The 23,574-nt window shown below is 71.6% G+C and carries 20 protein-coding genes; 13 read left to right on the top strand and 7 right to left on the bottom strand.

Translation table 11 applies throughout. The features are described from left to right. Position 1 precedes the first annotated feature (1 nt). The 8 genes from HNP73_RS03945 to HNP73_RS03910 all read left to right on the top strand — a co-directional run bounded on the left by HNP73_RS03945 (position 2) and on the right by HNP73_RS03910 (position 9,553). Entirely contained in the window at positions 2 to 877 is an 876-nt protein-coding gene (locus HNP73_RS03945; RefSeq protein ID WP_184147306.1) for an LpxI family protein, read from the top strand. Next, a complete protein-coding gene (locus HNP73_RS03940; protein ID WP_184147305.1) occupies positions 874 to 2,469 on the top strand; it encodes a dipeptide ABC transporter ATP-binding protein in 1,596 nt (531 codons plus the stop codon). The genes HNP73_RS03945 and HNP73_RS03940 overlap by 4 nt, the downstream gene beginning before the upstream one ends. Then, positions 2,466 to 3,467 (top strand): P1 family peptidase, encoded by a 1,002-nt coding sequence (locus tag HNP73_RS03935; protein WP_184147304.1) that lies wholly within the window; start codon positions 2,466 to 2,468, stop codon positions 3,465 to 3,467. The genes HNP73_RS03940 and HNP73_RS03935 overlap by 4 nt, the downstream gene beginning before the upstream one ends. 104 nt (positions 3,468 to 3,571) lie before the next feature. Beyond that, entirely contained in the window at positions 3,572 to 4,381 is an 810-nt protein-coding gene (locus HNP73_RS03930) for a flagellar motor protein MotB (protein ID WP_184147303.1), read from the top strand. 186 nt (positions 4,382 to 4,567) lie between these two features. After that, a complete protein-coding gene (locus tag HNP73_RS03925; RefSeq protein WP_184147302.1) occupies positions 4,568 to 5,923 on the top strand; it encodes a flagellar hook protein FlgE in 1,356 nt (451 codons plus the stop codon). 33 nt (positions 5,924 to 5,956) lie between these two features. Further along, positions 5,957 to 7,423 (top strand): flagellar hook-associated protein FlgK, encoded by a 1,467-nt coding sequence (flgK, locus tag HNP73_RS03920; protein WP_184147301.1) that lies wholly within the window; start codon positions 5,957 to 5,959, stop codon positions 7,421 to 7,423. A gap of 4 nt (positions 7,424 to 7,427) precedes the next feature. Then, positions 7,428 to 8,438 carry a hypothetical protein gene (locus tag HNP73_RS03915; RefSeq protein ID WP_184147300.1) on the top strand — a complete coding sequence of 337 codons (1,011 nt, stop codon included), beginning with the start codon at positions 7,428 to 7,430 and terminating at the stop codon, positions 8,436 to 8,438. Beyond that, positions 8,435 to 9,553 (top strand): flagellar basal body P-ring protein FlgI, encoded by a 1,119-nt coding sequence (locus tag HNP73_RS03910; protein ID WP_184147299.1) that lies wholly within the window; start codon positions 8,435 to 8,437, stop codon positions 9,551 to 9,553. The genes HNP73_RS03915 and HNP73_RS03910 overlap by 4 nt, the downstream gene beginning before the upstream one ends. Positions 9,554 to 9,829: 276 nt before the next feature. Here the strand turns inward: HNP73_RS03910 and HNP73_RS03905 are convergent, their stop codons facing one another. Continuing rightward, the gene (locus tag HNP73_RS03905) at positions 9,830 to 11,434 is read right to left on the bottom strand and encodes a trimethylamine methyltransferase family protein (RefSeq protein WP_184147298.1); all 1,605 of its coding nucleotides are present in this window, start codon (positions 11,432 to 11,434) and stop codon (positions 9,830 to 9,832) included. A 97-nt stretch (positions 11,435 to 11,531) separates the two neighbouring features. Then, entirely contained in the window at positions 11,532 to 12,629 is a 1,098-nt protein-coding gene (locus HNP73_RS03900) for an alkene reductase (RefSeq protein WP_184147297.1), read from the bottom strand. Between the two features lie 182 nt (positions 12,630 to 12,811). Between HNP73_RS03900 and HNP73_RS03895 the strand changes: the two genes are divergently transcribed. Further along, the gene (locus HNP73_RS03895) at positions 12,812 to 13,303 is read left to right on the top strand and encodes a cytochrome b (RefSeq protein ID WP_184147296.1); all 492 of its coding nucleotides are present in this window, start codon (positions 12,812 to 12,814) and stop codon (positions 13,301 to 13,303) included. Positions 13,304 to 13,307: 4 nt separating this feature from the next. Here HNP73_RS03895 and HNP73_RS03890 read toward each other — a convergent pair whose 3' ends face one another. Together HNP73_RS03890 and HNP73_RS03885 are read right to left on the bottom strand one after the other, a co-directional pair. Beyond that, complete coding sequence (locus HNP73_RS03890; protein ID WP_184147295.1) at positions 13,308 to 14,258, bottom strand: tyrosine recombinase XerC; 951 nt, start codon at positions 14,256 to 14,258, stop codon at positions 13,308 to 13,310. Then, positions 14,255 to 14,965, bottom strand: coding sequence for a DUF484 family protein (locus HNP73_RS03885; protein WP_184147294.1), 711 nt, complete (start codon positions 14,963 to 14,965; stop codon positions 14,255 to 14,257). The genes HNP73_RS03890 and HNP73_RS03885 overlap by 4 nt, the downstream gene beginning before the upstream one ends. Before the next feature lie 196 nt (positions 14,966 to 15,161). Between HNP73_RS03885 and HNP73_RS03880 the strand changes: the two genes are divergently transcribed. Continuing rightward, positions 15,162 to 17,372 (top strand): primosomal protein N', encoded by a 2,211-nt coding sequence (locus tag HNP73_RS03880; RefSeq protein ID WP_184147292.1) that lies wholly within the window; start codon positions 15,162 to 15,164, stop codon positions 17,370 to 17,372. A gap of 54 nt (positions 17,373 to 17,426) precedes the next feature. Here HNP73_RS03880 and HNP73_RS03875 read toward each other — a convergent pair whose 3' ends face one another. Further along, the gene (locus HNP73_RS03875) at positions 17,427 to 17,891 is read right to left on the bottom strand and encodes an outer membrane lipoprotein (RefSeq protein WP_184147290.1); all 465 of its coding nucleotides are present in this window, start codon (positions 17,889 to 17,891) and stop codon (positions 17,427 to 17,429) included. A 205-nt stretch (positions 17,892 to 18,096) separates the two neighbouring features. Between HNP73_RS03875 and hisC the strand changes: the two genes are divergently transcribed. Both hisC and HNP73_RS03865 read left to right on the top strand, forming a co-directional pair. Then, on the top strand, positions 18,097 to 19,191 hold the full coding sequence (gene hisC / locus HNP73_RS03870) for a histidinol-phosphate transaminase (RefSeq protein WP_184147287.1): 1,095 nt from the start codon (positions 18,097 to 18,099) through the stop codon (positions 19,189 to 19,191). Next, the gene (locus HNP73_RS03865) at positions 19,188 to 20,105 is read left to right on the top strand and encodes a prephenate/arogenate dehydrogenase family protein (protein WP_184147285.1); all 918 of its coding nucleotides are present in this window, start codon (positions 19,188 to 19,190) and stop codon (positions 20,103 to 20,105) included. The genes hisC and HNP73_RS03865 overlap by 4 nt, the downstream gene beginning before the upstream one ends. A gap of 13 nt (positions 20,106 to 20,118) precedes the next feature. Here HNP73_RS03865 and HNP73_RS03860 read toward each other — a convergent pair whose 3' ends face one another. Together HNP73_RS03860 and HNP73_RS03855 are read right to left on the bottom strand one after the other, a co-directional pair. Next, on the bottom strand, positions 20,119 to 21,537 hold the full coding sequence (locus tag HNP73_RS03860; protein WP_184147283.1) for an ROK family protein: 1,419 nt from the start codon (positions 21,535 to 21,537) through the stop codon (positions 20,119 to 20,121). Between the two features lie 5 nt (positions 21,538 to 21,542). Beyond that, the gene (locus HNP73_RS03855) at positions 21,543 to 22,445 is read right to left on the bottom strand and encodes a tagatose-bisphosphate aldolase (RefSeq protein WP_184147281.1); all 903 of its coding nucleotides are present in this window, start codon (positions 22,443 to 22,445) and stop codon (positions 21,543 to 21,545) included. Between the two features lie 125 nt (positions 22,446 to 22,570). Here HNP73_RS03855 and HNP73_RS03850 point away from each other — a divergent pair, with 125 nt between their 5' ends. Then, the gene (locus tag HNP73_RS03850) at positions 22,571 to 23,509 is read left to right on the top strand and encodes a sugar-binding transcriptional regulator (RefSeq protein WP_221288165.1); all 939 of its coding nucleotides are present in this window, start codon (positions 22,571 to 22,573) and stop codon (positions 23,507 to 23,509) included. The last annotated feature ends 65 nt before the right edge of the window (positions 23,510 to 23,574 follow it).

Genomic DNA, 23,574 nt, shown 5'->3' with positions numbered 1-23,574 from the left:
GATGGGCGAGGACGCACCGGTCGCGAAACGGGACGGGCTTGCGAGCGTCGCGGGACGCGACGGGCTGGCAATCGTTGCCGGCCGAGGCGAGCTGCCCCGCCTGCTGGCCGAGGAATGCGTCAGGCGCGGCCGAGCGTACCGGGTCGTGGTCTTCGAGGGTGTCGAGTTGCCGTGGCTCACGGGGCATCCCTCGATCGCCGCCAGTTTCGAGAAGCCGGGCCGGCTCTTCGCTGCGCTCCACGCCGCGGGTCTCGCTGCTGTCACCTTTGCCGGCGGGCTCGTGCGCCCGTCGATCCGGCCGCTCCGCTTCGATCTGAAGATGCTCTGTCTCGCGCCGCGGCTCCTGCGCGGCATCCGGTCGGGGGACGACGCCACGCTGCGGCTCGTCGCGGCGATCTTTGAGGCCGAAGGATTTCGCATCGAGGCGGCGCAGGAGATCCTGCCGGAGCTTCCCGCCACGCCGGGCGTCCACTCCCGGGCGATGCCTTCGGAGGCCGACCGTGCCGATGCAGGGCGGGCGGCGGCGATCGTCGCCGCCATGGGCCAGGTCGATGTCGGGCAGGGGGCGGTGGTCGCTGGCGGCATCTGCATAGGGCTCGAGTCGATTCAGGGCACCGACGCCATGCTGGCCTTTGTCGCCGCCACCGACCGGGCGGTGCGGCCGAAGGCGAAGGGCGTGCTCTTCAAGGGTCCGAAACCATCGCAGGACCGGCGGATGGACTTTCCCGCCATCGGCCCCGGCACGTTCGAGAACGCCGCGAAGGCGGGTCTGGCGGGTGTCGTCGTCGAGGCGGGCGGGGTGATGATCCTCGACCATGCCGCGACGGTCGCGGCGGCCGACGCCCACGGGCTCTTTCTCTGGGCGCGCGAGCCGTGAGCCTCATCGCCATCGACCGCATGAGCCTCGCGATCCACGGGGCTCCGATCCTGCGCGAGGTGTCGATGCACGCCGATCGCGGCGAGATCCTCGGAGTGATCGGCGAGAGCGGATCGGGCAAGTCGATGACCGCGCTCTCGATCCTCGGGCTGCTGCCGAACGGGGCGAGGACCACGGGCAGCATCCGGCTCGACGGCTCCGAGATCCTCGGCCTGCCGGAGCGCGAGATGTGCCGCATCCGCGGTGCCGAGGTGTCGATGGTGTTTCAGGAGCCGATGACGGCGCTGAACCCGCTGCAGACCATCGGCGCGCAGGTGGCCGAGACCGTGCGGGTCCACGGGCAGGCAAGCCGGCGCGAGGCGGCGGCGCTGGCGCGGCGGATGCTCGCCCGTGTCGGTCTCGACCCCGGGCGCGTGCCGCCGTCGCGCTATCCGCACGAGCTGTCCGGCGGCCAGCGGCAGCGCGTGGGGATCGCCATGGCGATCGCGCTCCGGCCGAAGCTGCTCATCGCCGACGAGCCGACGACCGCGCTCGACGTGACGACGCAGGCGCAGATCCTCGAGCTTCTGCGCCGGCTGGTGGACGAGGACGGCATGGCGCTTCTCTTCATCACCCACGACCTTGCCGTGGTCTCGGGCCTCGCCGACCGCCTCGCGGTGATGCGGGCCGGCGAGGTGGTGGACGAGGGGCCGACGACGCGGCTGCTGCGCGAGCTCAGGCATCCCTACACCCGGGCGCTGTTTCTTGCCTCCGGGCACCGTCCGGCGCTCGGGCCGGCGCCGGCGGACGCGCCGCTCCTTGAGGTCAGGGGCCTCAACCGCAGCTATGCCGCGCCCGGCCTCTTCCGCCCCGGCGCGCCGACCCGGGCCGTGCGCGACGTGAGCTTCACCATCGCCGCGGGCGAGAGCGTCGGGCTCGTGGGCGAGAGCGGCTCGGGGAAGTCGACGCTCGCCCGCGCGATCCTCGGCCTCGACCGGCCGGACGCGGGCACGATCAGCATCGAGGGCCACCCCGTCCATGCCGGCGAGCAGATGCCGCGGGCGCTCCGCGCCACGCTTCAGGCGGTGTTTCAGGACCCTTTCGGCAGCTTCAACCCGCGCCACCGGGTCGCGCGGCTCATCACCGAGCCGTTCCACCTGCTCGATGCGGCGCCCACCGGCGCGGCCCGCGCGGAGGCGGTGGCGCGGGCGCTGACCGAAGTGGGGCTCGACCCTGCCGACGCGGACAAGTTCCCGCACGAGTTCTCCGGCGGCCAGCGCCAGCGCCTCGCCATCGCCCGGGCCCTGATCCTGCGCCCGAGGCTCATCGTCCTCGACGAGGCGGTCTCGGCGCTCGATGTGCAGGTCCGCGCCCGCATCCTCGACCTTCTCGCCGACCTCAGGCACCGGCACGGGCTCGCCTATCTCTTTGTCACCCACGACCTGACCGTGGTGCGCTCGATCACCGACCGGGTGATGGTGATGCAGGCGGGCGAGATCGTGGAGCAGGGGCCGACCGAGGCGGTCTTCACCACGCCGCGCCACCCCTACACCCGCGCGCTGATCGCTGCCGCCCCGGTTCTCGAGGCGGCCGAGCCGGAGAGCACCCCATGATCCCGACCGGCCGCCGCAACGCCATCACCGATGTCCCGGGTCTCCGGGTCGGCAATGCCCGCGACGACCGGCTGAAGTCCGGTGCGACAGTCCTCACGGCCGAGCGGCCGTTCGTCGCCGCGGTCGATGTGCGCGGCGGTGCGCCCGGCACGCGCGAGACCGACCTTCTCGCCCCGGGCCGGCTGGTTGCCGAGATCGACGCCCTTGTCCTCTCGGGCGGCTCGGCCTTCGGACTCGATGCTGCGTCCGGTGCGATGGACCGCCTGCGCGCGACCGGGCGCGGCTTCTTCGTCGCCGAAGGCGTGCCGCGCGTGCCGATCGTCCCGGCGGCGATCCTTTTCGACCTCGCGAACGGCGGGGCGAAGGACTGGGGCGAGAACCCTTACCGTGCCCTCGGCGCCGCTGCTTTCGACGCGGCATCGGAAGACTTCGCGCTCGGCTCGGAAGGTGCCGGCACCGGCGCGATGACCCGGACGGTCATGGGCGGGCTCGGTTCCGCGTCGTTCGTGCTGCCGGACGGCACCACCGTCGGCGCGCTGGTCGCGGTCAACGCCGTCGGCACGACGCTCGCTCCCGGCAGCCGCCACTTCCTCGCCGGTCCCTTCGAGATCGGCGACGAGTTCGGCGGCCTCGGGCCGACGGCCGAGCGCACGCCGCTCGAACCCTTCGCCTTCGGCAAGCCCGGACCGGCGGACCCGCGCGTCAACACCACGATCGCCATCGTCGCGACCGACGCCGCCCTCGACAAGGCGGGCGCGCGGCGGCTCGCGGAGGTGGCGCACGGCGGCTTCGCCCGGGCGATCCACCCCTCGCACACGCCCTTCGACGGCGACCTGATCTTCGCCGTCTCGACCGGCGCGCGGCCCGTCGCCTCGCCGCTCGACGAGCTGCAGCTCGGACAGGCGGCGGCGATCTGCCTCGCCCGTGCCATCGCCCGCGGCGTCCATGCCGCGCGACCGCAGCCCGGCAATCCGCTGCCGTGCTGGTGCGAGCTCTGACGGCATTTGCCGCAAAGCTTCGCCATTTGCTGCGCCGCGGTAACGCCGGCTTCAGGCTTCCCGGACTACCTCTACTCGCGGGGCAGATCGGGGGATCGGGGGCCATGGAAAAGGGCGGCAACGTCGTCATCGTCAAGCGCAGGAGCGTGATTGCCGGGAGGCATCACGGCGGCGCGTGGAAGGTTGCCTACGCCGACTTCGTGACGGCGATGATGGCGTTCTTCCTGCTCATGTGGCTGCTCTCGACCACCGACGAGAAGACACGCCTCGGCCTCGCCGACTACTTCAGCCCGACGATCCCGATCAGCCAGAGCCGGAGCGGCGGCGACGGGCCGTTTCAGGGCGACAGCATGCTGAGCCAGGACGTGCTGGCGCGCGACGAGACCGGGCAGAAGAGCGACCCCTCGAAGGCGACGCGCGCCGGGGCCGAGGCGGACGGCAGCGACGTGAGCCTCTTCGACGTGGAGAAGGCACTCCTCGGCGGCAGCGGCGACGCGATGAAAGCCGACCCGATGCTCGAACACATCCGCACGCGGGTCACGGATGAAGGCCTGATCATCGAGGTCTTCGACACCGCAGGCTCGCCGCTCTTCGACGACGACACGGTGAAGCCGACCCCGATCTTTGGCGAACTCGTGGCGATGATCGGCCGGGTGCTGGCCCACACCGCGAACCCGGTGGCGATTACCGGCAACCTCGCGCTGGGCGATACCGGGCGCGGTGGACCGGACCCGTGGCACCTGTCGGCGGATCGCGCGCAGCTCGCCCGGGGGCGCCTCGTCGAGGCCGGGGTCAGCGATGATCGCCTTGCCCGCGTCACCGGCAAGGCCGACCGCAGCCCCGTGACCGACAACCCGCGTGATTCGCGCAACCGCCGCATCGAGATCACGCTGCTTCGCCACTTCCCCGATTGAGCGACGGGCGAAAGTCCCGGGCATGACCGGCTCGGCCGACCGTTGCCCGCGCCGGCGCGGGAGGCGGGGCGCGGGCCGGTCGCCGTTAGGCTCATCTTAAATCCCGCCGGGCCATGGATGCGCCAGACCCGACCCCGCGACCCGCTTCTTCCCGGCTCGCGCGACCCCAAGGGAAAAGGACAGAGCATGGGCATTTCCTCGTCGCTGAACGCCGGCGTCTCCGGCCTCAACGCGAATGCGAACAAGCTCGCGACCATCTCCGACAACATCGCGAACTCGCAGACCAACGGCTACAAGCGGGCCGACGTCGATTTCTCGTCGCTCGCGGTCTCGGACAACTCGGCGCCGAACACCATTGGCGGCGGCCGCTGGTTCACCGCGGGCGGCGTGCGCACCGGCGCGATCTGGGACATCGAGCAGAAGGGCGCGCTTGCCACCACCTCGAACTCGACCGACATCGCCATCGCCGGGCGCGGGATGCTGCCCGTCACCTCCATCGCCTCGGTGGACGAGACCGGCCAGGGCCTGCCGTTCATGCTGACGAGCACCGGCTCGTTCGATACCGACGCGGACGGCTACCTCCGGACCTCTTCGGGTCTCGTGCTGCTCGGCTGGGCGGCAAATCCGGACGGCACGATCCCGGCCTATCCGCGTGACAGCTCGCAGGGCCTGCGGCCGGTGCAGGTGAATCTCTCCGGCGCCGCGGCCGAGCCGACCACGAGCATTGATCTCAACGTCACCCTGCCCGCCACCGCGACCCAGCTGACCGGCACCGGCAGCGGTACAGTGCAGACCGTCACGACGGAGTACTTCGACAACCTCGGCGCGTCGAAGACGCTGAGCTTCGGCTTCACGCCGACGGTCGCCGCGTCCGGCTCGGCCGGGACCAACACCTGGACGCTCGACATCGTCGATCAGGCGACCGGCGCGTCCGGCGGCAGCTACGGGATCGTCTTCGACGACTCCTCGACCAACGCCGGCAACGTCCTCTCGGTCACGCAGCTTTCCGGCGGCACCGCCCCGGTCACCTCTGCCTACGACGCGGGCACGGGCGATCTCACGCTCGACTTCGGCAACCAGACGATCGCCGTGGGCCTCGGCTCGGACTCGGGCGGGGCGAGCCACATGACCCAGCTCGGGTCGAACTTCCTGCAGACCGGCCTCACCAAGGACGGATCGGGCGCGGGCACCTTCTCCGGCCTGTCGGTCGACGAGAACGGCATTCTTCATGCCAGCTACTCGACCGGCTTCACCAAGGCGCTCTACCAGATCCCGGTCGCCGACGTGCCGAACCCGGACGGGCTCACGGTGCTCGACAACCAGACCTTCAGCATCTCCCGGGCGTCGGGCTCGCTCTACCTCTGGAACGCGGGGCAGGGCCCGACCGGCGAGATGCGGGGCTATTCGCTCGAACAGTCGACCACCGACATCGCCGACGAACTCACCCACCTGATCCAGACGCAGCGCGCCTATTCCTCGAACGCCAAGATCATCCAGACGGTGGACGAGATGCTGCAGGAAACCACCAACCTCAAGCGCTGAGCCTTTCGGCCACCGCCTGCACGAGGACCGCCCATGAGCATCTCGAGCGCACTCAGCAACGCGGCCTCGGGCCTTTCGGCCCAGTCGCGGCTCGCCGAGACCATCTCGAACAACGTGGCGAACGCGCTGACCCCGGGTTACGCGCGGCGCGCCACGGAGCTTTCGTCCGTCTGGCTCGGCGGCCATGGCCAGGGCGTCGCGGTCGCCGGCACCACGCGGGCGGAGAACGCCACCCTGACCGCCGAGCGCCGCGCCATGGACGCGGCACTCGGCGCAAGTGCCATCCGGTCAGACGCCTACGACCGCATCCTGACGGCGATCGGCGACACGTCGAACGCCACCTCCATCGCCGCGCTCGCCACGGGCTTGGAGACGGCGCTGATGGCGGCCGCGTCCTCGCCGCAATCCACCACCGCGCTCGGCAGCGCGGTGTCGGCGGCGAAGGACTTCGCCTCGGCGGTCAACCGGGTCTCCGACGAGACCGGCCAGCTCCGCACCGAGGCCGACGCCGAGATCGGCCGGCAGGTCGGCCGGCTCAACACGGCGCTCGGCCAGATCGACACGCTCAACGACAAGATCGTGACGTTCGCGGCCACCGGACGCGATACCACGAGCCTCGAGGACCAGCGCGCCCAACTGATCGACGGGATCTCCTCGGTCGTCCCGGTCAAGGTGGCGAAGCGCGACGGTGGCGCGGTAGCGCTCTTTACCCGGAACGGCGGTGCGCTTCTCGATGGTCGGGTCTACCCGCTCGCCTTCACCCCGGCGGCAGGGGTCGTCACCGCCGGCATGACGCCCGGCGCAGGGCTCTCCGGTCTCGCGCAGGACGTGGGCGCCATCACCGGACCGGTCGCGGTCACGGCTGGCAGCGGGGCAGGGCTCTTCGACGGCGGCAGCCTCGGCGCGCTCTTCGAGCTGCGTGACACCGCCCTGCCGCAGGTGCAGCGCGAGATGGACGCCTACGCCGCCGACGTCATCCACCGCTTCCAGACGCTGATGCCGGCGAGCGCGCTCGATCCGGCGGGCAACGGGCTTTTCGTCGATGCGGGCGCCGGCAACCAGACGGGGCTGGCCGGCCGGCTCGCAGTCACCGCGGCGGTCGACCCGGCGCTCGACGGCGCGGTCTGGCGGCTCCGTGACGGGCTTTCCGCGACTGCGCAGGGCAGTGTCGGCAACGGTGCCACGCTCCAGGCGCTCTCCGATGCCTTCACGGCCCTGCGCGCGCCGACCGGATTCGCCTCGACCTCGGCCAGCGGCGGCGCGGCGGCGCTCGCCTCGGAGATCACCTCGTTCTTCGCCTCCCGCGGTGCCCGGAGCGACGAGGACCGGGCGTTTCTCAGTGCCCGGCAGGCGACGCTCGCCGAGCAGGAATCGAATGCGACCGGCGTCGACACCGACTCCGAACTCCAGTCACTCACCCTGGTGGAGCAGGCTTATGCCGCCAACGCCAAGGTGCTCTCGGTCATCGACGAGCTGATGCAGCTCCTGCTGAAGGCCTGATCTGATGTATGTTTCCGGAGGATCCGATCTCGCCCGCCTGCAGCGGCTGCAGCGGCAGGCGAGCGAGGCGCGCGAACGGATGGACGTGGCCACGCAGGAGATGTCCACCGGCGAGACCGCCGACCGCCATGCGGCGACCGGCGGCAATCTCAGCCGCCTGATCTCGCTCGACCGGGCGCTGGCGCGAAACGCCACCTTCGCCTCGACGATCTCGCTGACCGGGCTGCGCCTCGACACCATGCAGTCGACGATCACCGGGATTGCGGGGGCGGCGAACGCGCTCGCCGTCTCACTCAACGAGACGGTGCCGAAGGGCGACGTCGCAAGCGCGCTCCGCCTTGCGAAACAGGCGCGCGGCGATCTCACCGACACGCTGGCGCGCCTCAACGTGCAGGTCGCGGGCCAGTCGCTCTTCGCCGGCACCGCCACCGACCGGCCCGCGATCGGTCCGGCCGACGGCATTCTCGCCGATCTCGACGCACTTGCCGCTGGCTCCGTCACCGCCGCCGACGCCATCGCGGCAATCGACGCCTATTTCGCGAGTCCGGCGGGTGCGTTCCACAGCGCCGGCTACCTCGGGTCGACGGACGGGCTCGCTGGCGCCGACATCGGCGAGGGTGAGCGCCTCGACTATGGCGTGAGCGCCACCGACGACCGCATCGTGGCGGTCCTGAAGGCGCAGGCCAAGGCCGCCGTCGCAGGCGGACCCGCCTTCGCCACCAGCAACGAGGATCGCCTCGCGCTGCTTGCCGCGGCGGGGCGCGACCTTCTCGCGGCGAAGGACGGCGCGCAGGACCTGAGCTTCGCCATCGGCTTCGACCAGCAGAGGCTCGAGACCGCGAAGGCCGCGCGCACCGCGGAGTCAAACACCCTCTCGCACGCGCGGGCCCACATGATCGGCGCCGACATCGAGACGGCCGCGACCACCTATCAGGCGCTCGAGATTCAGCTCGACTCCATCCTCACAGTCACCGCGCGCCTCTCCAACCTGCGCTTCACGAACTACATGCGATGATCCTTCGCGCGCTCCTGTTCCTGCCGCTCCTCGGGTTTCTCGTCGCCGGCGTCCCGGTTCCGGGCGAGGCGTCGCCCGCGCGGATCAAGGATCTGGTGGAAGTGGACGGGGTGCGCGGCAACGACCTCCTCGGCTACGGGCTCGTCGTCGGGCTCAACAACACGGGCGACTCCTTGCGCAACTCGCCCTTCACCGAGGACGCCATCGTCAATCTGCTGGAGCGGCTGGGCGTCAACGTCAGCGGCGAGCAGATCCGGGCGAGAAACGTCGCGGCGGTGCTCGTGACCGCCGCGTTGCCGCCATTCTCCCGGGCGGGCAGCCAGGTCGACGTGACCGTCTCGGCGATCGGTGACGCGAAGAGCCTGCTGGGCGGCACGCTCGTCATGACACCGCTCAACGCCGCCGACGGCCAGATCTACGCCGTCGCGCAGGGCTCGATCATCGCCGGCGGCATCCTCGCGCAGGGTCAGGCCGAGACGGTGACGCAAGGCGTGCCGACCGCCGGCCTGATCCCGTCGGGCGCGCGGGTGGAGCGTGAGGTCGCCTTCGACTTCACGCAGGTCCGCGACATCCGGCTCGCGCTTCGGAACCCCGACTTCACCACCGCCGCCCGCATCGAGGCGGTGATCAACCGCGACGTGGGGACGAGGATCGCGCGGATGCTCGATTCCGGCACGGTGGAGCTCAATCTCAACCGGGTGGGCGTCGACCAGCCGGCGCGGCTGATGGCGCAGATCGAGAACCTCGAAGTCATGACCTCGACCAAGGCGCGCGTGGTGGTCGACCAGCGCTCGGGCACGATCATCCTCGGCTCGGACGTGCGGATCAGCCGCGTGGCGGTGACGCAGGGCAACCTCACCCTCCGGGTGGAGGAGCGGCCACTGGTGGTGCAGCCGAATCCCTTCGCCGACGGCCAGACCGTGGTGATCCCGCGCACCGACGCAGAGATCACCGAGGAGCCCGGCAACGGCCTTGCCATCGTCGACAACTCGGTGGCGCTGCCGGAAGTGGTCGCGGGCCTCAACGCCCTCGGCGTCTCGGCCCGCGACATGATCGACATCCTGAAGTCGATCAAGGCCGCGGGCGCCCTCCACGCGGAGTTCGTGGTGCAGTAGGCTAATTTCGACGACGAGCGGCCGTCTCTCGGCCCGGCGCTCCCATGGTACCGGGAAGGCGCTCGCGGAGTCGCACCATGCCGGGCTGGAGCAGACGCGAGGAGATCGCCGCGGCAGAGGAGCGCGTGAGCGGCGCCATGGAGGCGCCTGCGTGAACCCGCCATTGATGCGGACTGCCGCATCGCTGGCTGTGGCGCCGACGGCCGGCCAACACAGCAACCAGCCGGTCCCGTGCCTTCCTTGCCGGCATCGGAGGTGGCGGCAACCGCCCGTGCCTCACCCGAAGGCGTCTGGCTCCGAGGCCTTGCGCTGGTCGACGTAGGCTTGCAGCGCCTCGGCAACGCCCGGGTCGAGGGCGGGCGGCTGGTAGTCGCCGAGCAGCTTCTTCACCCGGGCGTTGGCAAGGGTCATCGAGTCGGGTGACCCGGCTTCGGCCCAGGTCTCATAGGGGCGGTAGTCGAGGACCTGCGTGCGCCAGAACGCGTCCTTGAAGTTCGCCTGCGTGTGGGCGCAGCCGAGATAGTGCCCGCCCGGGCCGACCTCGCGGATCGCGTCCATCGCCTGGCCGTTGTCGCTGAGGTCGATCCCCTCGGCGAGCGAGTGCAGGATGCCGAGCTGGTCGGCGTCGAGCACGAACTTCTCGTAGCCCGAGACGAGCCCGCCTTCGAGCCAGCCACAGGCGTGCAGCATGAAGTTGACGCCGCCGAGCAGTGCCGCCTGCAACGTGTTCGCGCTCTCGTAGGCCGCCTGGGCGTCCGGCAGCTTCGAGCCGCAGAGCGCGCCGCCCGAGCGGAACGGCAGGTTCAGCCGCCGGGCGAGCTGGCCCGCGCCCCAGAGGATCTTCGAGGCCTCGGGCGTGCCGAAGGTCGGCGCGCCGGAGTTCATGTCGATCGAGGTGACGAACGCGCCGAAGATCACCGGGCTGCCGGGATTGATCAGCTGGGAATACGCGATGCCGGCCATCGCCTCGGCCAGCACCTGCGTCAGCGTGCCCGCCACCGAGACCGGCGCCATGGCGCCGCCGACGATGAACGGCGAGATGATCGTCGCCTGCCCGGCGCGGGCATAGACTTCGAGCGCGCCCATCATCGTCGCGTCGAAGACGAGCGGCGAGTTGATGTTGATGAGGCTCGTCATGAAGCACTCCGGCCCGACCCGGTCGGCGCCGAAGAGGATCCGGCACATCTCGACGGAGTCCGCGGCCCGTTCGGGCGCGGTGACGCTGCCCATGAACGGCTTGTCGGTGAGCGTCATGTGGGCGAGCAGCATGTCGAGGTGACGCTTGTTCACCGCCACGTCGGTCGGCTCGCAGAGCGTGCCGCCGGAGTGGTGCACCCACTTCGACATGTAGCCGAGCTTCACGAAGTTCCGGAAATCCTCGATCGTCGCGTAGCGGCGGCCGCCTTCGATGTCGCGCACGAACGGCGGCCCGTAGACCGGCGCCAGCACCAGCGACTTGCCTCCGACGGTCACGTCGCGCTCCGGGTTGCGCGCGCGCTGGACATACTCGCGCGGCGCGGTGGCGCAGAGCTTGCTGGCGAGCCCCTTCGGCAGGTGCACCCGCTCGCCGCGCACATCGGCGCCCGCGTCCTTCCAGAGTTTCAGCGCGTCGGGGTTCTCGGCGAAGCGCACGCCGATCTCCTCGAGCACCCGCTCGGCATTCGCCTCGATGAGCGCGAGCCCTTCCTCGTCGAGGATCTCGTAATTCGGGATGCGCCGCCGGATGAACGGGGCGGTCTCGATCCGCACGGCCGTGCGCTCCGCCCGCCGGGCCGCGCCGCCACCGCTGCCGCGCCCGCGCCGTGTGCCCGCCGTGGCCTCCGCTCCGGTCGACTCCGCTCCGGTCGGGTCCGCTCCGGTCGCCTGTGCCGTGTCGCTCATGCCTGTTCCTCCCGAAGGGACGCGCCTCCTTCGAGCATTACCCTTCCGGGCGGTGCCGGGGCGAGGATTTCCGCCGCCCCGGCAGTCATCTGCGACATCAGGCGGACGCGGCCTCGAGTGCCGGATAGTCGGTGTAGCCCTCGGCGCCGCCGCCGTAGAAGCTCTTGCGGTCCGCTTCGTTCAGCGCCGCGTCCTGGCGCAGGCGCTCCACGAGGTCCGGGTTGGCGATCGCGAGCTTGCCGAAGGCCACCGCATCCACCCGCCCGGTCTCGACCGCCTCGATCGCCATCTCCCGGTCATAACCGTTGTTGGCGATGTAGACCCCGGGGAAGAGACGCCTCAGCGCGTCGATCGAGGCACCCGCCGGCAGGTCGCGCGGGCCGCCGGTCGTGCCCTCGACCATGTGCAGGTAGGCAAGGCCGTAGGGCGCGATCCGCTCGATGCCGCGGGCGAAGATCTCCGGGGCCGTCTCGTCCACCACGACGCCGTTGGCCGGCGCGAACGGGCTGAGCCGGAGGCCGACGCGGTCGGGGCCGATGGCGCCTGCCGCCGCCTCGACCACCTCCTCGAGGAAGCGCGTGCGGTTCTCCACCGATCCGCCGTAGGCATCGCTGCGCTCGTTGGCGCTCGGCCGCATGAACTGGTCGATGAGGTAGCCGTTCGCCCCGTGGATCTCGACGCCGTCGAACCCCGCTTCCCGGGCGTTGCGCGCCGCCGTGGCGAAGTCGGCGACGATCCCGGGGATCTCGTCGATCCCGAGCGCGCGCGGCGCCGAGGTCGGGACGAAGCCGGTGCCGTCATAGGTCTTCGTCGCCGCCGTCAGGGGCGACGGCCCGACCGGCGCGGAGCCCCCCGGCTGCAGCGAGGAGTGCGACACGCGGCCCACATGCCAGATCTGCGCGACGATCGTGCCGCCCTTCGCGTGGACCGCCTCGGTCACCCCGCTCCAGCCGTCGATCTGCGCGGCGCTGTAGATGCCGGGCGTCCAGATGTAGCCCTGCCCCTGCTGGCTGACCTGCGTGCCCTCGGAGATGATGAGCCCGAAGCCTGCGCGCTGACCATAGTATTCGGCGGCGAGCGGACCCGGCACGTCGCCGTCCGGCAGCGCGCGGTTGCGGGTGAGCGGCGCCATCACCACCCGGTTCCGGAGCCTGAGCGCACCGGCTTCGAGCGGTGTGAAGAGCTTGGCAGTCATCGGCGATCTCCGTTGTAGCCCGGCGAGGCCGCGTGAGGGTGCGGCCAGGCGTTCGCCCGGCAATTGGCCCGATCGGTTCCGAATGCAAGGGCGCCGGTCGGATCACGCACCCGTGAGAACGACGACGGAGAGCGTCTGCTCTAACGTTCATGCCAAGGTAGCATACAGAGAAGGATTGCACGATGCCGGCCCGTTTCACCTCGACGCAGATCGCGCTGCACTGGCTGACGGCGCTGCTCATTCTCGCCCAGTTCCTGAACGACGGCGCCATCAGCCGGGCGTTCCGCGCCACCATGCGCGGCGCGGCGGAGATCCCCACGAGCTGGCTCGTCCCGGTCCATGTGTTTGCCGGCATCGCCATTCTGGTATTCACCGTCTGGCGCGTCGTGCTGCGGCTCTCCCGTGGCGCCCCGCCGCCCCCGGCGGAGGAGCCGCGCGCGTTGCAGATCGCTGCCGCTGCGACGCATGGCACGCTCTATCTCCTGCTCCTGCTCCTGCCGCTCACCGGCTTCGTCGCGTGGTTCGGCGGCGTCGGTGCGGCGGGTGGAGCGCACGAGATCCTGAAGACGCTGTTGCTCGTGGTGATCGGCCTGCACGTGGCCGGCGCGCTCTATCACCGGCTGATCCTGAAGAGCGGCGTCATGGAGCGGATGCTGCCCGCGCGCGGCCGTTGAAGGGTCAGTGCGCCTTCGGGTGCGCCGCCGCGTAGACTTCCATCAGCCGCGCCTGATCGACCCCGGTATAGACCTGCGTCGTGGCGAGGGTGGCGTGGCCGAGAAGCTCCTGGATCGTGCGAAGATCGCCGCCCGCCTCCAGCAGGTGGGTGGCGAAGGAGTGCCGCAGGGCATGCGGCGTCGCGGTGGGCGGCAGGCCGAGCTGCATCCGCGCGTTCGCCATCATCTGCTGCACGTGGCGCTGGTTGAGCTCGCCACCCCGCACGCCGCGGAAGAGCGGCGCCGACGGATCGGGCGGGAACGGCATCAGCCGGCGATAGCTCTCGACCGCCGCCGCCGCCACCGGCAGCACCGGAACGAGGCGCTCGCGTCCGCCCTTGCCACGCACCTTCAGCATGTCGCCGAGCGGCGCGACGCCCTGCCGCAGCGACAGCGCCTCGGAGATGCGCAGGCCGCAGCCGTAAAGCAGCGTCACCACCGCGATGTCCCGCGCCGCGACCCATGGCTCGAGGCTCTGAGCGCCGACGGTCGCGATCAGCGCCTTCGCAGCGTCGGGTGCCACCGGCCGGGGCAGGCGCGGCTTCACCCGTGGTCCGCGCGTGGCGGTGACGGCGGGGGCGATGAGGCCACGGGCCTCGGCGAGCCAGGCGTGGAACGAGCGCACCGCCGAGAGGGCGCGCGCCACTGACCGGGCGGAGAGGCCGCGGCTGCGCTCGTGCGCCATCCACGCGCGGATGTCCGAGGTCGAGACCCGGGCGAGCGCCGCCGAACCGGCCGGGCCGCCCCAATGGTCCGCGAGAAAGCGGAGGTAGGTCGCCACGTCCCGGCGATAGGCGATGAGTGTCTTCTGGCTGGCGCCGCGCACGGCGCCGAGCTGGGCAAGCCACTCCTCGAGCAGGGCGAGCGCGCCACCCGAGGGCGCGGTCGCGGTGCCTGAGGACGTGGGCGCGGTCATGCCACGAAGCGACGGAGCGTGCGCTCGAGAACCGCGGCGAAGAAGGTGATGAGGTCGGTCCCCTGCTCGGCATTGAACCGCCGCGCGTCGGCCGCGCCAAGCGCAAGCACCCCGATCGGGCCGTTCGGGCCGAGATCGAGCCGCAGCAGTGCCTCGGAGTGCACCCGGCCCGCATGCTCGCCATAGACGTCATCGAGCGGCGGATCGGCGCGGCGCAGGGTCACCGCGCGCGGTGCCACGTTGCGCCCGAGCGTCAGATAGGCGTCGACGCCACCCTCCGGCAGCCCGATCACCGCCTCGCGCAGCGCGCCGGGCCCGATGCTGGAGCCGGCCTCGGCACCGGGCACCTCGAGGGCGAGTCGGATCACCTCGACGCCGAGCATCGGCGCGACGTCGCGGGTCAGGACGGTGAGGAAGCCCTCGAAGTCGGCGGGTTCGAGCAGCGCGAGGCTGGCGCGATGGATCTGGTTCATCCCCGCGACATTGTCATAGGCCGCGGCCAGCACCTCGCGGTGGGTGTCCTGCAGCCGGTCGAGGCGTTCCTCCAGCCGCTCCACCAGAACGCCGCGCAGGTCGACGACCTTGCGGCCATAGGCCTTGCGGTCGGCCGCGAGCAGCGCCTGCATGAGCGCCTGATCCTCGAGGATCAGGTCCGGGTCGCGGAGGATCAGCGCCCGGATGTCGGGGGCGTCGGTGGTGTCGGTCATACGGGGCTCTCGGTCATGGTGTCCTCGGCGCGGGAGCGGGGTCCGCGTCGATCTTATGGGCGCTCCCCGCGCCGTTCCAGAGAATTGCGGCCGACGCCGGCGCGCCCGGCCCGAGGTGTGGCCGATTGCCGACGCCAGGCAATGCGCGTGTCAGCCCTTGTGGGCGTCGGGGCTGCTGGCCCAATGTGTGGGGGTGATGGACCTTCTCTCCCCACCCGATTCCGAGCGCGTCTTCGCGGCCGGCGAGCCGGTGTCGGTGCTGACCGCCGAGGGCCTCGACCGGCGGCTCGACTACCGCGCCCCGGCGGGCGGCGCGCGGGCGGGCGATCTCGTCGAGGTGCCGCTCGGGCCGCGACGGGTGATCGGCGCGGTCTGGGGGCCGGGCGAGGGCTGCGACGCGAACCGGCTGCGCAATGTCGTGCGCGTGCTCGACGCGCCGCCGCTGGCGGCCGGCATGCGCGAGTTCCTGACCCGCGCCGCGGACTACACGCTGACGCCCCTGACGGCGATGCTGCGGCTCGCGACCCGGGCACCGGGCCTCGGCGAGCCGCCGTCTGCCCGTCCGGTCCTGCGCGCCACCGGGCGCGAGCCCGACCGGATGACCGACGCCCGGGCGCGGGTGCTGGCCGCGATCGCGGAATACGGCAACCTCGGCTTCGGGCCGGGCGAACTGGCGGCCCTCTCTGGCGTCTCTCCGGGCGTCATCACCGGGCTCGAAGGGCTGGGCGTGCTCGTGCGCGAGGCCGCGCCGCGCGACGCGCCCTATCCCGCTCTCGATCCGGCGCGCGCCCCCCGCCCGCTCTCGCCGGCGCAGGCGGAGACGGCGGACGCGCTGCGCGCTGCGGTGCGGGCCGGCAGCTATTCCACGACGCTCCTGAAGGGCGTGACCGGCTCGGGCAAGACCGAGGTCTATCTCGAGGCGGTGGCCGAGGCGCTGGCCGCCGGGCGGCAGGCGCTGGTGCTTCTGCCCGAGATCGCGCTTTCCGGCGCCTTTCTCGACCGGGTCGAGGCCCGCTTTGGCGCGCGTCCCGCCGAGTGGCATTCGGGCGTTACCCAGGCCGCCCGCCGCCGGGCGTGGATGGCGGTTGCGAGCGGCGACGCGCGGCTCGTCGTCGGCGCCCGCTCGGCGCTCTTCCTGCCATTCACCGACCTCGGCCTCACCGTCGTCGACGAGGAACACGATGGTTCCTACAAGCAGGAGGACGGCGCCTGCTATCACGCCCGCGACATGGCGGTGTTGCGCGCTTCGATCGAGGGGGCGGCCGTGGTGCTCGCCACCGCGACGCCGTCGCTCGAAAGCTGGGCGAACGCCGATGCCGGCAAGTATCGCCGCCTCGATCTGCCCGAGCGCTTCGGCATTGCCGAGTTGCCGGAGATGCGGTCCGTCGACCTGCGCGTCGAGACGCCCGAGCAGGGGCGCTGGATCTCGCCGCCCCTCGCGGGCGCGGTCTCCGAGCGCCTCGCGGCCGGCGAGCAGTCACTCCTCTTCCTGAACCGCCGGGGCTATGCGCCACTCACCATCTGTCGCGCCTGCGGGCATCAGGTGGGCTGTGACGACTGTGACGCGCGCATGGTGGAGCACCGCTTTCGCCGGCGCCTCGTCTGCCACCAGTGCGGGGCGACGAAGCCGATCCCGCTCGCCTGCCCGTCCTGCGGCGTCGAGGGCAAGATGACCGCGCTCGGCCCCGGCGTCGAGCGGCTGGCGGAAGAGGCAACGGAGCTCTGGCCCGAGGCGCGGGTGGCGATCCTCTCGTCGGATCTCTCCGAGAGCGCCAGCGCGCTGAAGGCCCGGATCGAGGAGATCGCCGCCGGCGGCGCCGATATCGTCATCGGCACGCAGATCGTCTCGAAGGGCCACAACTTTCCGCTGCTGACGCTGGTGGGCGTGATCGACGCCGACCTCGGGCTGCAGGGCGGTGACCTGCGCGCGGCGGAGAAGACCTTTCAGCTCATGCGACAGGTCGCGGGCCGTGCCGGGCGTGCCGAGCGGCCGGGTCTCGCGCTGATCCAGACCCACCAGCCGGAACATCCGGCGCTCCGCGCGATCCTCTCGGGCGACGACGAAGGCTTCTGGAAGGCCGAGGCTGATGCGCGCCGCCGCGCCGGGATGCCCCCCTACGGGCGGCTGGTCGGGGTGATCGTGACGGGCGTTGACGAGGCGCGGACATGGGACGTGGCGCGCGCGCTCGCCCGCGAGGCGGGGGCGCTGCGCAGCGTCGGCGCGGATGTCTGGGGCCCGGCACCGGCCCCGATCGCGCGGGTTCGCGGCAGGCACCGTGTGCGGCTTCTGGTCCGCGCGGCAAAGGGCGTCACGCTCCAGCCGCTGCTGCGGGCGTGGGTCGCCGCCGTCGATGTGCCGGGATCGGTGCGGGTCACGGTGGACGTGGACCCGCAGAGCTTCTTCTGAAGCTGGCCGCATTCCGGCGCCAGCCCGTCGGGGGCGAGCGCCGGAAGAACCGCATCAGGCCGCGGCGAGGCGGGTGTTGCTGCCGCCGCCGATCACCTGCACGCGCTGGCCGGTGGCGAAGGTCGGCGAAGCCTGGATGACCGAAATGGTCTGGCCGCTCTCGAGGCGGACCGTCCATTCGATCGACTGGTGGCCGGTGCCCGACTTGCCGGCCGCGAGGCCCGCCGCTGCGCCCGCCGTGGCGCCCGCGCCCGTGGCGAGCACCCGGCCGGTGCCGCCGCCGATGTTCTGGCCGAGCGCGGCGCCCGCGATGCCGCCGATGACCGCGCCGGCCGCCTGCGCGCCCTGGTTGCCCTGCACCGTCACGTTGCGGCTGCTGATGATGGTGCCGAACTGCACAGACTGCGCGGTCTGAGCCTGGTTCGCGGCGACGACGTTGCCGCTCGGCTGCGTGCAGGCAGCGAGCGCCGCCGCGCCGAGCACCGCGAGCGTCACGCCCTTCAGGGTTGCCATCCGCATTGTCTCTTCCTCATGTTTCAGGCGGCCCGCTCCGGGGCTCGCGCGCGTTTCTTATCCCGTGGGAACCCACTCGGGCAACGACACATTCCCGCGATGGCTGAAACCAGCTTCCTCCGACCCCGCGAGGGGGTGTTCGTGGAAGCGTCTGGCGTTCGTATCCGGCGCGGGCTAGGAACGCCCGCGACCGCCACCGAAAGCCATTCCAATGTCCGAGCACCCGACGATCCGTCCGCAACCCGGCATCCTCGATATCGCGCTCTATGTGGGCGGCGAGTCGAAGCTCGCGGGCCACGCGGAGGTGCTGAAGCTCAGCTCGAACGAAAACCCCGCCGGTGCTTCGCCCCGGGCGATCGGGGCCTATCGCGCCGCGGGCGACAGCCTGCACCGCTATCCGAGCTCCGATCACGCCGCACTTCGGGCCGCGATCGCCGAGGTCCACGGCCTCGACGCCGGCCGCATCATCTGCGGCAACGGCTCGGACGAGATCATCTCGTTCCTGACGCAGGCCTACGCCGGGCCGGGGCGCGAGGTCGTGCACACCGAGCATGGTTTCGCCATGTACCGCATCTCGGCGCTCGCCGCCGGTGCCGTGCCGGTCGAGGTGGCCGAGCGCGCGCGGCGGACCGACGTTGACGCAATCCTTGGCGCCTGCTCCGAGCGGACGGCACTCGTCTTCATCGCCAACCCGAACAACCCGACCGGCACGATGATCAGCGCGGGCGAGGTCGCCCGGCTGGCGGACGGCCTGCCGCCGCAGGCGCTGCTCGTGCTCGACGGCGCCTATGCGGAGTTCGTCGCCGGCTTCGACGGCCACGCGGACCTCGTCGACGCGCGCGACAATGTGGTGATGACGCGCACCTTCTCGAAGATCCACGGGCTCGGCGGCCTCCGCGTCGGCTGGGGCTACGCGCCCGCCCACGTGATCGAGGTGCTTGGCCGCGTGCGCGGGCCGTTCAACGTCTCCGGCCCGGCACTCGCGGCCGCGGAAGCCGCGATCCGTGACGCGGACTTCACCGCGCGCTGCCTCGCCGAGAACACCGCCAACCGGGCGAGCCTCACCGCCGACCTGCGCGCGGCGGGCGTCGCCTGCGACGACAGCGAGGCGAATTTCATCCTCGCGCGCTTCGCGAGCCTTGCCGACGCCGAGGGCTGCGACCGGGCGCTCCGCGACGCCGGGATCATCGTGCGCCGGGTGACGGGCTACGGCTTTCCCGAGGGCCTGAGGATCACCGTCGGTGACGCGGCCGCCTGCGCCCGGGTCGCGACGGTGGTCCGCGAGTTCATGCGGGTGAAGGCATGATCCGCTACAAGCGTGTCGCCCTGATCGGGCTTGGCCTCATCGCCTCGTCGATCTCGCACGCCATCCGGCGCACCGGCTTGCCGGTGGAGATCCATGGCTACGCCCGGAGCGAGGCGACCCGCACCGAGGCGGCGCGGCTCGGGCTCGCGACGATCTTCGAGACCGCAGGCGAGGCGGTCGAGGGCGCCGATCTCGTGATCCTCTGCGTGCCGGTCGGTGCCATGGGCGGCGTGGCGCAGGAGATCGCGCCGCACCTCGCCCCCGGCGCCACGGTCTCGGACGTGGGTTCGGTGAAGCGCGCGGTGATCGACGCGGTGCAACCCCACCTGCCCGAGGGGGTGGAGTTCATCCCCGGCCATCCGCTGGCCGGCACCGAGCATTCCGGCCCGGGCTCGGGCTTTGCGACGCTCTTTGACAACCGCTGGTGCCTGCTGACACCGCTGCCGGAGTCCGCGCCCGCCGCTGTCGAGGCGCTGACCGGGTTCTGGCAGGCGCTGGGCGCGCGGGTCGACCGCATGGAGCCCGACCACCACGACCTCGTGCTCGCGGTGACGAGCCACGTTCCGCACCTCATCGCCTACACGATGGTCGGTGTCGCCGATCACCTGCGCCGGGTGACCGAGCAGGAGGTGATCAACTACTCCGCCGCCGGTTTTCGCGACTTCACCCGCATCGCGGCGTCGGACCCGACCATGTGGCGCGACGTGTTCCTGAACAACCGCGAGGCGACGCTCGATGTGCTCGGGCGGTTCACCGAGGAGCTTTTTGCGCTGCAACGGGCGATCCGGCTCGGCGACGGCGAGCACCTGCATGCCTACTTCACCCGCACGCGGGCAATCCGGCGCGGGATCATCGACGCCGGTCAGGACACCGCGGCGCCGGACTTCGGCCGGCTCGCGTCCGCCAAGGGCTGACGCGGCCGCCGGTTCAGTGCCAGCTGCCGGCAATGAACCGGGCGGTGGTCCCGGCGTCGAAGGGCGCCGTCGTGTCCACCACGAGCACCAGGCCGAAACCGAAGGGCGCCGCGCGCGCCGCAAGGTCGCGCAATTCGTCGGCATACTCAGGCCCCGGGTGGCCCGCGGTGCGCCGCTCGGCACGGGCGCGGTAGCGCGCGGCCACGGTCTCCGGCGGCGCCGTGCACCAGATTTCCACCACGTCCTCGATGCCGGCGGCGGCCAGCATTTCCTCGAGCATCTCCCGCGGCTGGAAGCCGAACCAGGCATCGACGATCGCCGTCGTCCCCTCCGGCGCCGCGGCGAGAAGCGCGAAGATCGCCCGGTAGCTCGCGCGCCCGAGCACCCGGTTGAACGGCCGCTCGACCGGGCGCCCGGCGGCGGCGATCTCGTTGAGGAACGGCTCCTTCACCGTATCGAGCCCGTAGACCGGCCAGCCGGTGGCCTGTGAGAGCGCCCCTGCCACGCGGCTCTTGCCGCTCGCCGGGACGCCGTTCACCAGCACCACCCGACAACCCCGGGGCCGGGCATCGAGTGCCGCGAGCCCCGCGCCGATGACGCCCGCGTCATCGCCGAGGGCGGCGGCCACGACTTCGGTCTCGTACCAGCCAGCCGCGTCAGGCAGCCGCGCGAGCGCCTCGGCCGCCTCCTGCCCGAGGCCGCCGCCGAGGATCACCAGCTCGCAGTCGAGGCTGGCGGAGAGCGTGTCGATGGCCCGGCGGAGCGGGCCGGCCCAGGCGGCGAGCACCGCCTCGCCGCCCTCGATCCCGCCGGACAGAAGCTCGGCGGCGGTGGTGCCGGCGGGCAGGTCCGCCGCGCGCATCAGCCTGGCGAGGGCAGTGCCCGAGCTCATCGCCTCGACACAGCCGGCGCGCCCGCAGAGACAGGGCGGCCCGGCCGGGTCCACCAGGATGTGGCCAAGCTGCCCCGCGGTGGCGCGGCCCCGCACGATGCGGCCGGCTTCCATGATGCCGCCGCCGATCCCCGTGCCGATCGTGAGCAGCGCGAGGTGTTGCGCGCCCCTGCCGGCGCCGAGGCGGGCTTCCGCGACCAGCGCCATGCTGGCGTCGTTGTCGAGGATCACCGACCGGCAGAACCGCCGCTTCAGCCGGTCGGCGACGTCGATCCCCGAAAGGTCCACGTAGCCTCCCGACAGCACCACGCCGTGAGTGAAGTCCACGCGACCGGGCACGCCGACGCCGATGGCGACGACGCCCGGATCATCGAGTTCGACGACGAGGCCGATCAGCCGGGCGAGCACCACCTCGGGGTCGGGATCGCTCGCGGCGCGGGCCCGGGCGAGGATCGTGCCATCGCGGGCGATGCGCGCCGCACGCAGGTGGGTGCCGCCGATGTCGATACCGATCGCGGAGACGTCAGATGCGGGGGACATGGGCCTCAGGCCGCGGTCCGGTGCCGGGCGATCACCGCCTGAAGCTCGCGCAGGCGCGGCACGGCGATGGTCGTCAGGCGTTCCTTCGTCACCGCGCGGTCGAGCGAGATGCAGTCTTTCCAGAGCGAGCGGCCGGCGATGACGCCCGAGGCGCCGTTCGCCATGGCGGTCTCCACCTGAGCGAGGAAGGTCGCATGATCGACCCCGGCCGAGAGCACGGCCCACGGCACGTCACCCGCGAGCCGGGTAATCGCGGCGCAGGCGGCGGCCGATCCGGGGTAGGGGATCTTCAGAAGCTTCGCGCCGTGTCCGAGGCAGAGCCGCGAGCCGCCCTCGATGAGGTCGGCTGCGCGCGCGGCGTAGTCCTCCGGGCTCTCTCCCTCGAGCCGGTAGGTCAGGAACTCGACGACGAGCAGCAGGTCCTCTGCTGCGAAGTCGGCCACCACCGCATCAAGGGTGGCGAGGTTCTCGGTGTTCGCGGCCGGCGTGTCGGAGCGGAGGTAGATCATGATCTTGCCGCCGGTGCCGCCGAGCTCGCGAACCCGGCGGGCGGTGATGCCCTCGACCATGCGCGAGATGCGATAACCCTCGGGCGAGGTGTCCCAGCCAGAGGCGTCGAGGCCGATCAGGAGCGCGGTCTGCCGATCGAGCACGCCGTCGTCGACGAGGGCGGGCACGGCGCAGATCGGATCGACGAGGATGCAGCCGGCGGCGCTCGCCAGCCAGCGCGTGATGTCGGCCTTGGTCTCGCCGAGCGCGGCGTTGCTGATCGCTGCCCGCGCTTCCGGGTCGGCCGTGAGCGCCTGGCGCATGCCGCCGCGCTGGTCCGCGGCGATCACCATCATCGCGCCATCGGCTCCGCAGATCTGCTGGTAGCCGCGGCGCTCCGCGGTGGTCATGGCCGTCATGGCGGATCCTCTCCGTGCGACACGCGATACCTAAGTCCCGCCACACGCGGGATGCCTGAGGCAGCGACGCGTGCTAGCGTTCTTGTCGCAGGATGGCGTATCATGTTGCTGAAAGGAATTTCAAGATGGTGCTTCCGCCTGCCTCCGATTCTGCCGGAACCCGCGCGCTGCTGCACAGCGTGGCGCGGATGCACTACGAATCCGGCATGAGCCAGGTCGATATCGCCAAGCGGATCAGGGTGTCGACGGCGACGGTCTCGCGCCTCCTGCAACGTGCCCGCGCCGAGGGGATCGTGCGAATCGAGGTGGCAGACCTCGTCGCCGCCGATGATCTGGCGGCGGCCCTGCGCCAGCGCCTCGGTCTTCGGGAGGCGCGGGTGATCGAGGCGCCGGCGACGACGCCGCTCCCGGCACTCGCCGCACCGGTGGGCGAGCTTCTGCTCTCGGCGGGACTGGGGCCGGGATCGGTGGTCGCCATCGGCTGGGGGCGGGCGATCCGCGCCGTCCTCGACGCCGGCCTCCCGGCGCTGCCCGGGGTGCTCACCGTCTCGGCGACCGGCGGGATGCAGCAACACCTGCCGCATTTCCAGGTGAACGAGTTCGTGCGACACGCCGCCGAGCAGATGGGCGGCACGCCGCACTTCATTCACGCGCCATATCTTCCGTCGGCGGCGACGCGCGAGGCGTTCCTCGCCGATCCGGCGATCGCAAAAAGCGTGGCCCTCTGGGACCGCATCGACGTGGCACTGGTCGGAATCGGCCTGCCGCATGCGCAGAATTCACCGGAGGCAAGCGCCGCGACCCCGGACGAACAGGCCCTCGTCGATGCGGCGGGCGACGTGATCCGCCACTACTTCGACGCGACCGGCACGCTCATCGACTGGGATGGCGAGGGTCGGATGATCGCCGTCTCGCCGGCGCAGCTTCAGCGGGCGCGCCTGACCATCGGCATCGCCGCCGGGCCGGAAAAGGCTGACGCGATCCTCGGCGCGGCCCGCGCCGGATCCGTCTCGGCACTCGTGACAGACGTGCGCACCGCCGAGGAGGTCCTTGCCCGGGCCTGAGAAACAAATTTCAGGAACGAGTTTCCCTTGACGGCGGATCGCCGGGTGCGTTTGATCACGGCCAA

This window comes from Amaricoccus macauensis (assembly GCF_014201905.1).
Taxonomy (GTDB): domain Bacteria; phylum Pseudomonadota; class Alphaproteobacteria; order Rhodobacterales; family Rhodobacteraceae; genus Amaricoccus; species Amaricoccus macauensis.
Note: the sequence above shows the minus strand (reverse complement) of the source record. Positions and strands in the feature narration are given on the sequence as shown.

Coding starts and splice junctions, on each gene's coding strand:
- HNP73_RS03880 (WP_184147292.1), top strand. CDS start 15,162: ATGGACCTTCTCTCCCCACCCGATTCCGAGCGCGTCTTCGCGGCCGGC.
- HNP73_RS03885 (WP_184147294.1), bottom strand. CDS start 14,965: ATGACCGACACCACCGACGCCCCCGACATCCGGGCGCTGATCCTCCGC.
- HNP73_RS03925 (WP_184147302.1), top strand. CDS start 4,568: ATGGGCATTTCCTCGTCGCTGAACGCCGGCGTCTCCGGCCTCAACGCG.
- HNP73_RS03915 (WP_184147300.1), top strand. CDS start 7,428: ATGTATGTTTCCGGAGGATCCGATCTCGCCCGCCTGCAGCGGCTGCAG.
- HNP73_RS03890 (WP_184147295.1), bottom strand. CDS start 14,258: ATGACCGCGCCCACGTCCTCAGGCACCGCGACCGCGCCCTCGGGTGGC.
- HNP73_RS03935 (WP_184147304.1), top strand. CDS start 2,466: ATGATCCCGACCGGCCGCCGCAACGCCATCACCGATGTCCCGGGTCTC.
- HNP73_RS03855 (WP_184147281.1), bottom strand. CDS start 22,445: ATGACGGCCATGACCACCGCGGAGCGCCGCGGCTACCAGCAGATCTGC.
- HNP73_RS03945 (WP_184147306.1), top strand. CDS start 2: ATGGGCGAGGACGCACCGGTCGCGAAACGGGACGGGCTTGCGAGCGTC.
- flgK (WP_184147301.1), top strand. CDS start 5,957: ATGAGCATCTCGAGCGCACTCAGCAACGCGGCCTCGGGCCTTTCGGCC.
- HNP73_RS03930 (WP_184147303.1), top strand. CDS start 3,572: ATGGAAAAGGGCGGCAACGTCGTCATCGTCAAGCGCAGGAGCGTGATT.
- HNP73_RS03875 (WP_184147290.1), bottom strand. CDS start 17,891: ATGCGGATGGCAACCCTGAAGGGCGTGACGCTCGCGGTGCTCGGCGCG.
- HNP73_RS03900 (WP_184147297.1), bottom strand. CDS start 12,629: ATGACTGCCAAGCTCTTCACACCGCTCGAAGCCGGTGCGCTCAGGCTC.
- HNP73_RS03905 (WP_184147298.1), bottom strand. CDS start 11,434: ATGAGCGACACGGCACAGGCGACCGGAGCGGACCCGACCGGAGCGGAG.
- HNP73_RS03865 (WP_184147285.1), top strand. CDS start 19,188: ATGATCCGCTACAAGCGTGTCGCCCTGATCGGGCTTGGCCTCATCGCC.
- HNP73_RS03895 (WP_184147296.1), top strand. CDS start 12,812: ATGCCGGCCCGTTTCACCTCGACGCAGATCGCGCTGCACTGGCTGACG.
- hisC (WP_184147287.1), top strand. CDS start 18,097: ATGTCCGAGCACCCGACGATCCGTCCGCAACCCGGCATCCTCGATATC.
- HNP73_RS03850 (WP_221288165.1), top strand. CDS start 22,571: ATGGTGCTTCCGCCTGCCTCCGATTCTGCCGGAACCCGCGCGCTGCTG.
- HNP73_RS03860 (WP_184147283.1), bottom strand. CDS start 21,537: ATGTCCCCCGCATCTGACGTCTCCGCGATCGGTATCGACATCGGCGGC.
- HNP73_RS03910 (WP_184147299.1), top strand. CDS start 8,435: ATGATCCTTCGCGCGCTCCTGTTCCTGCCGCTCCTCGGGTTTCTCGTC.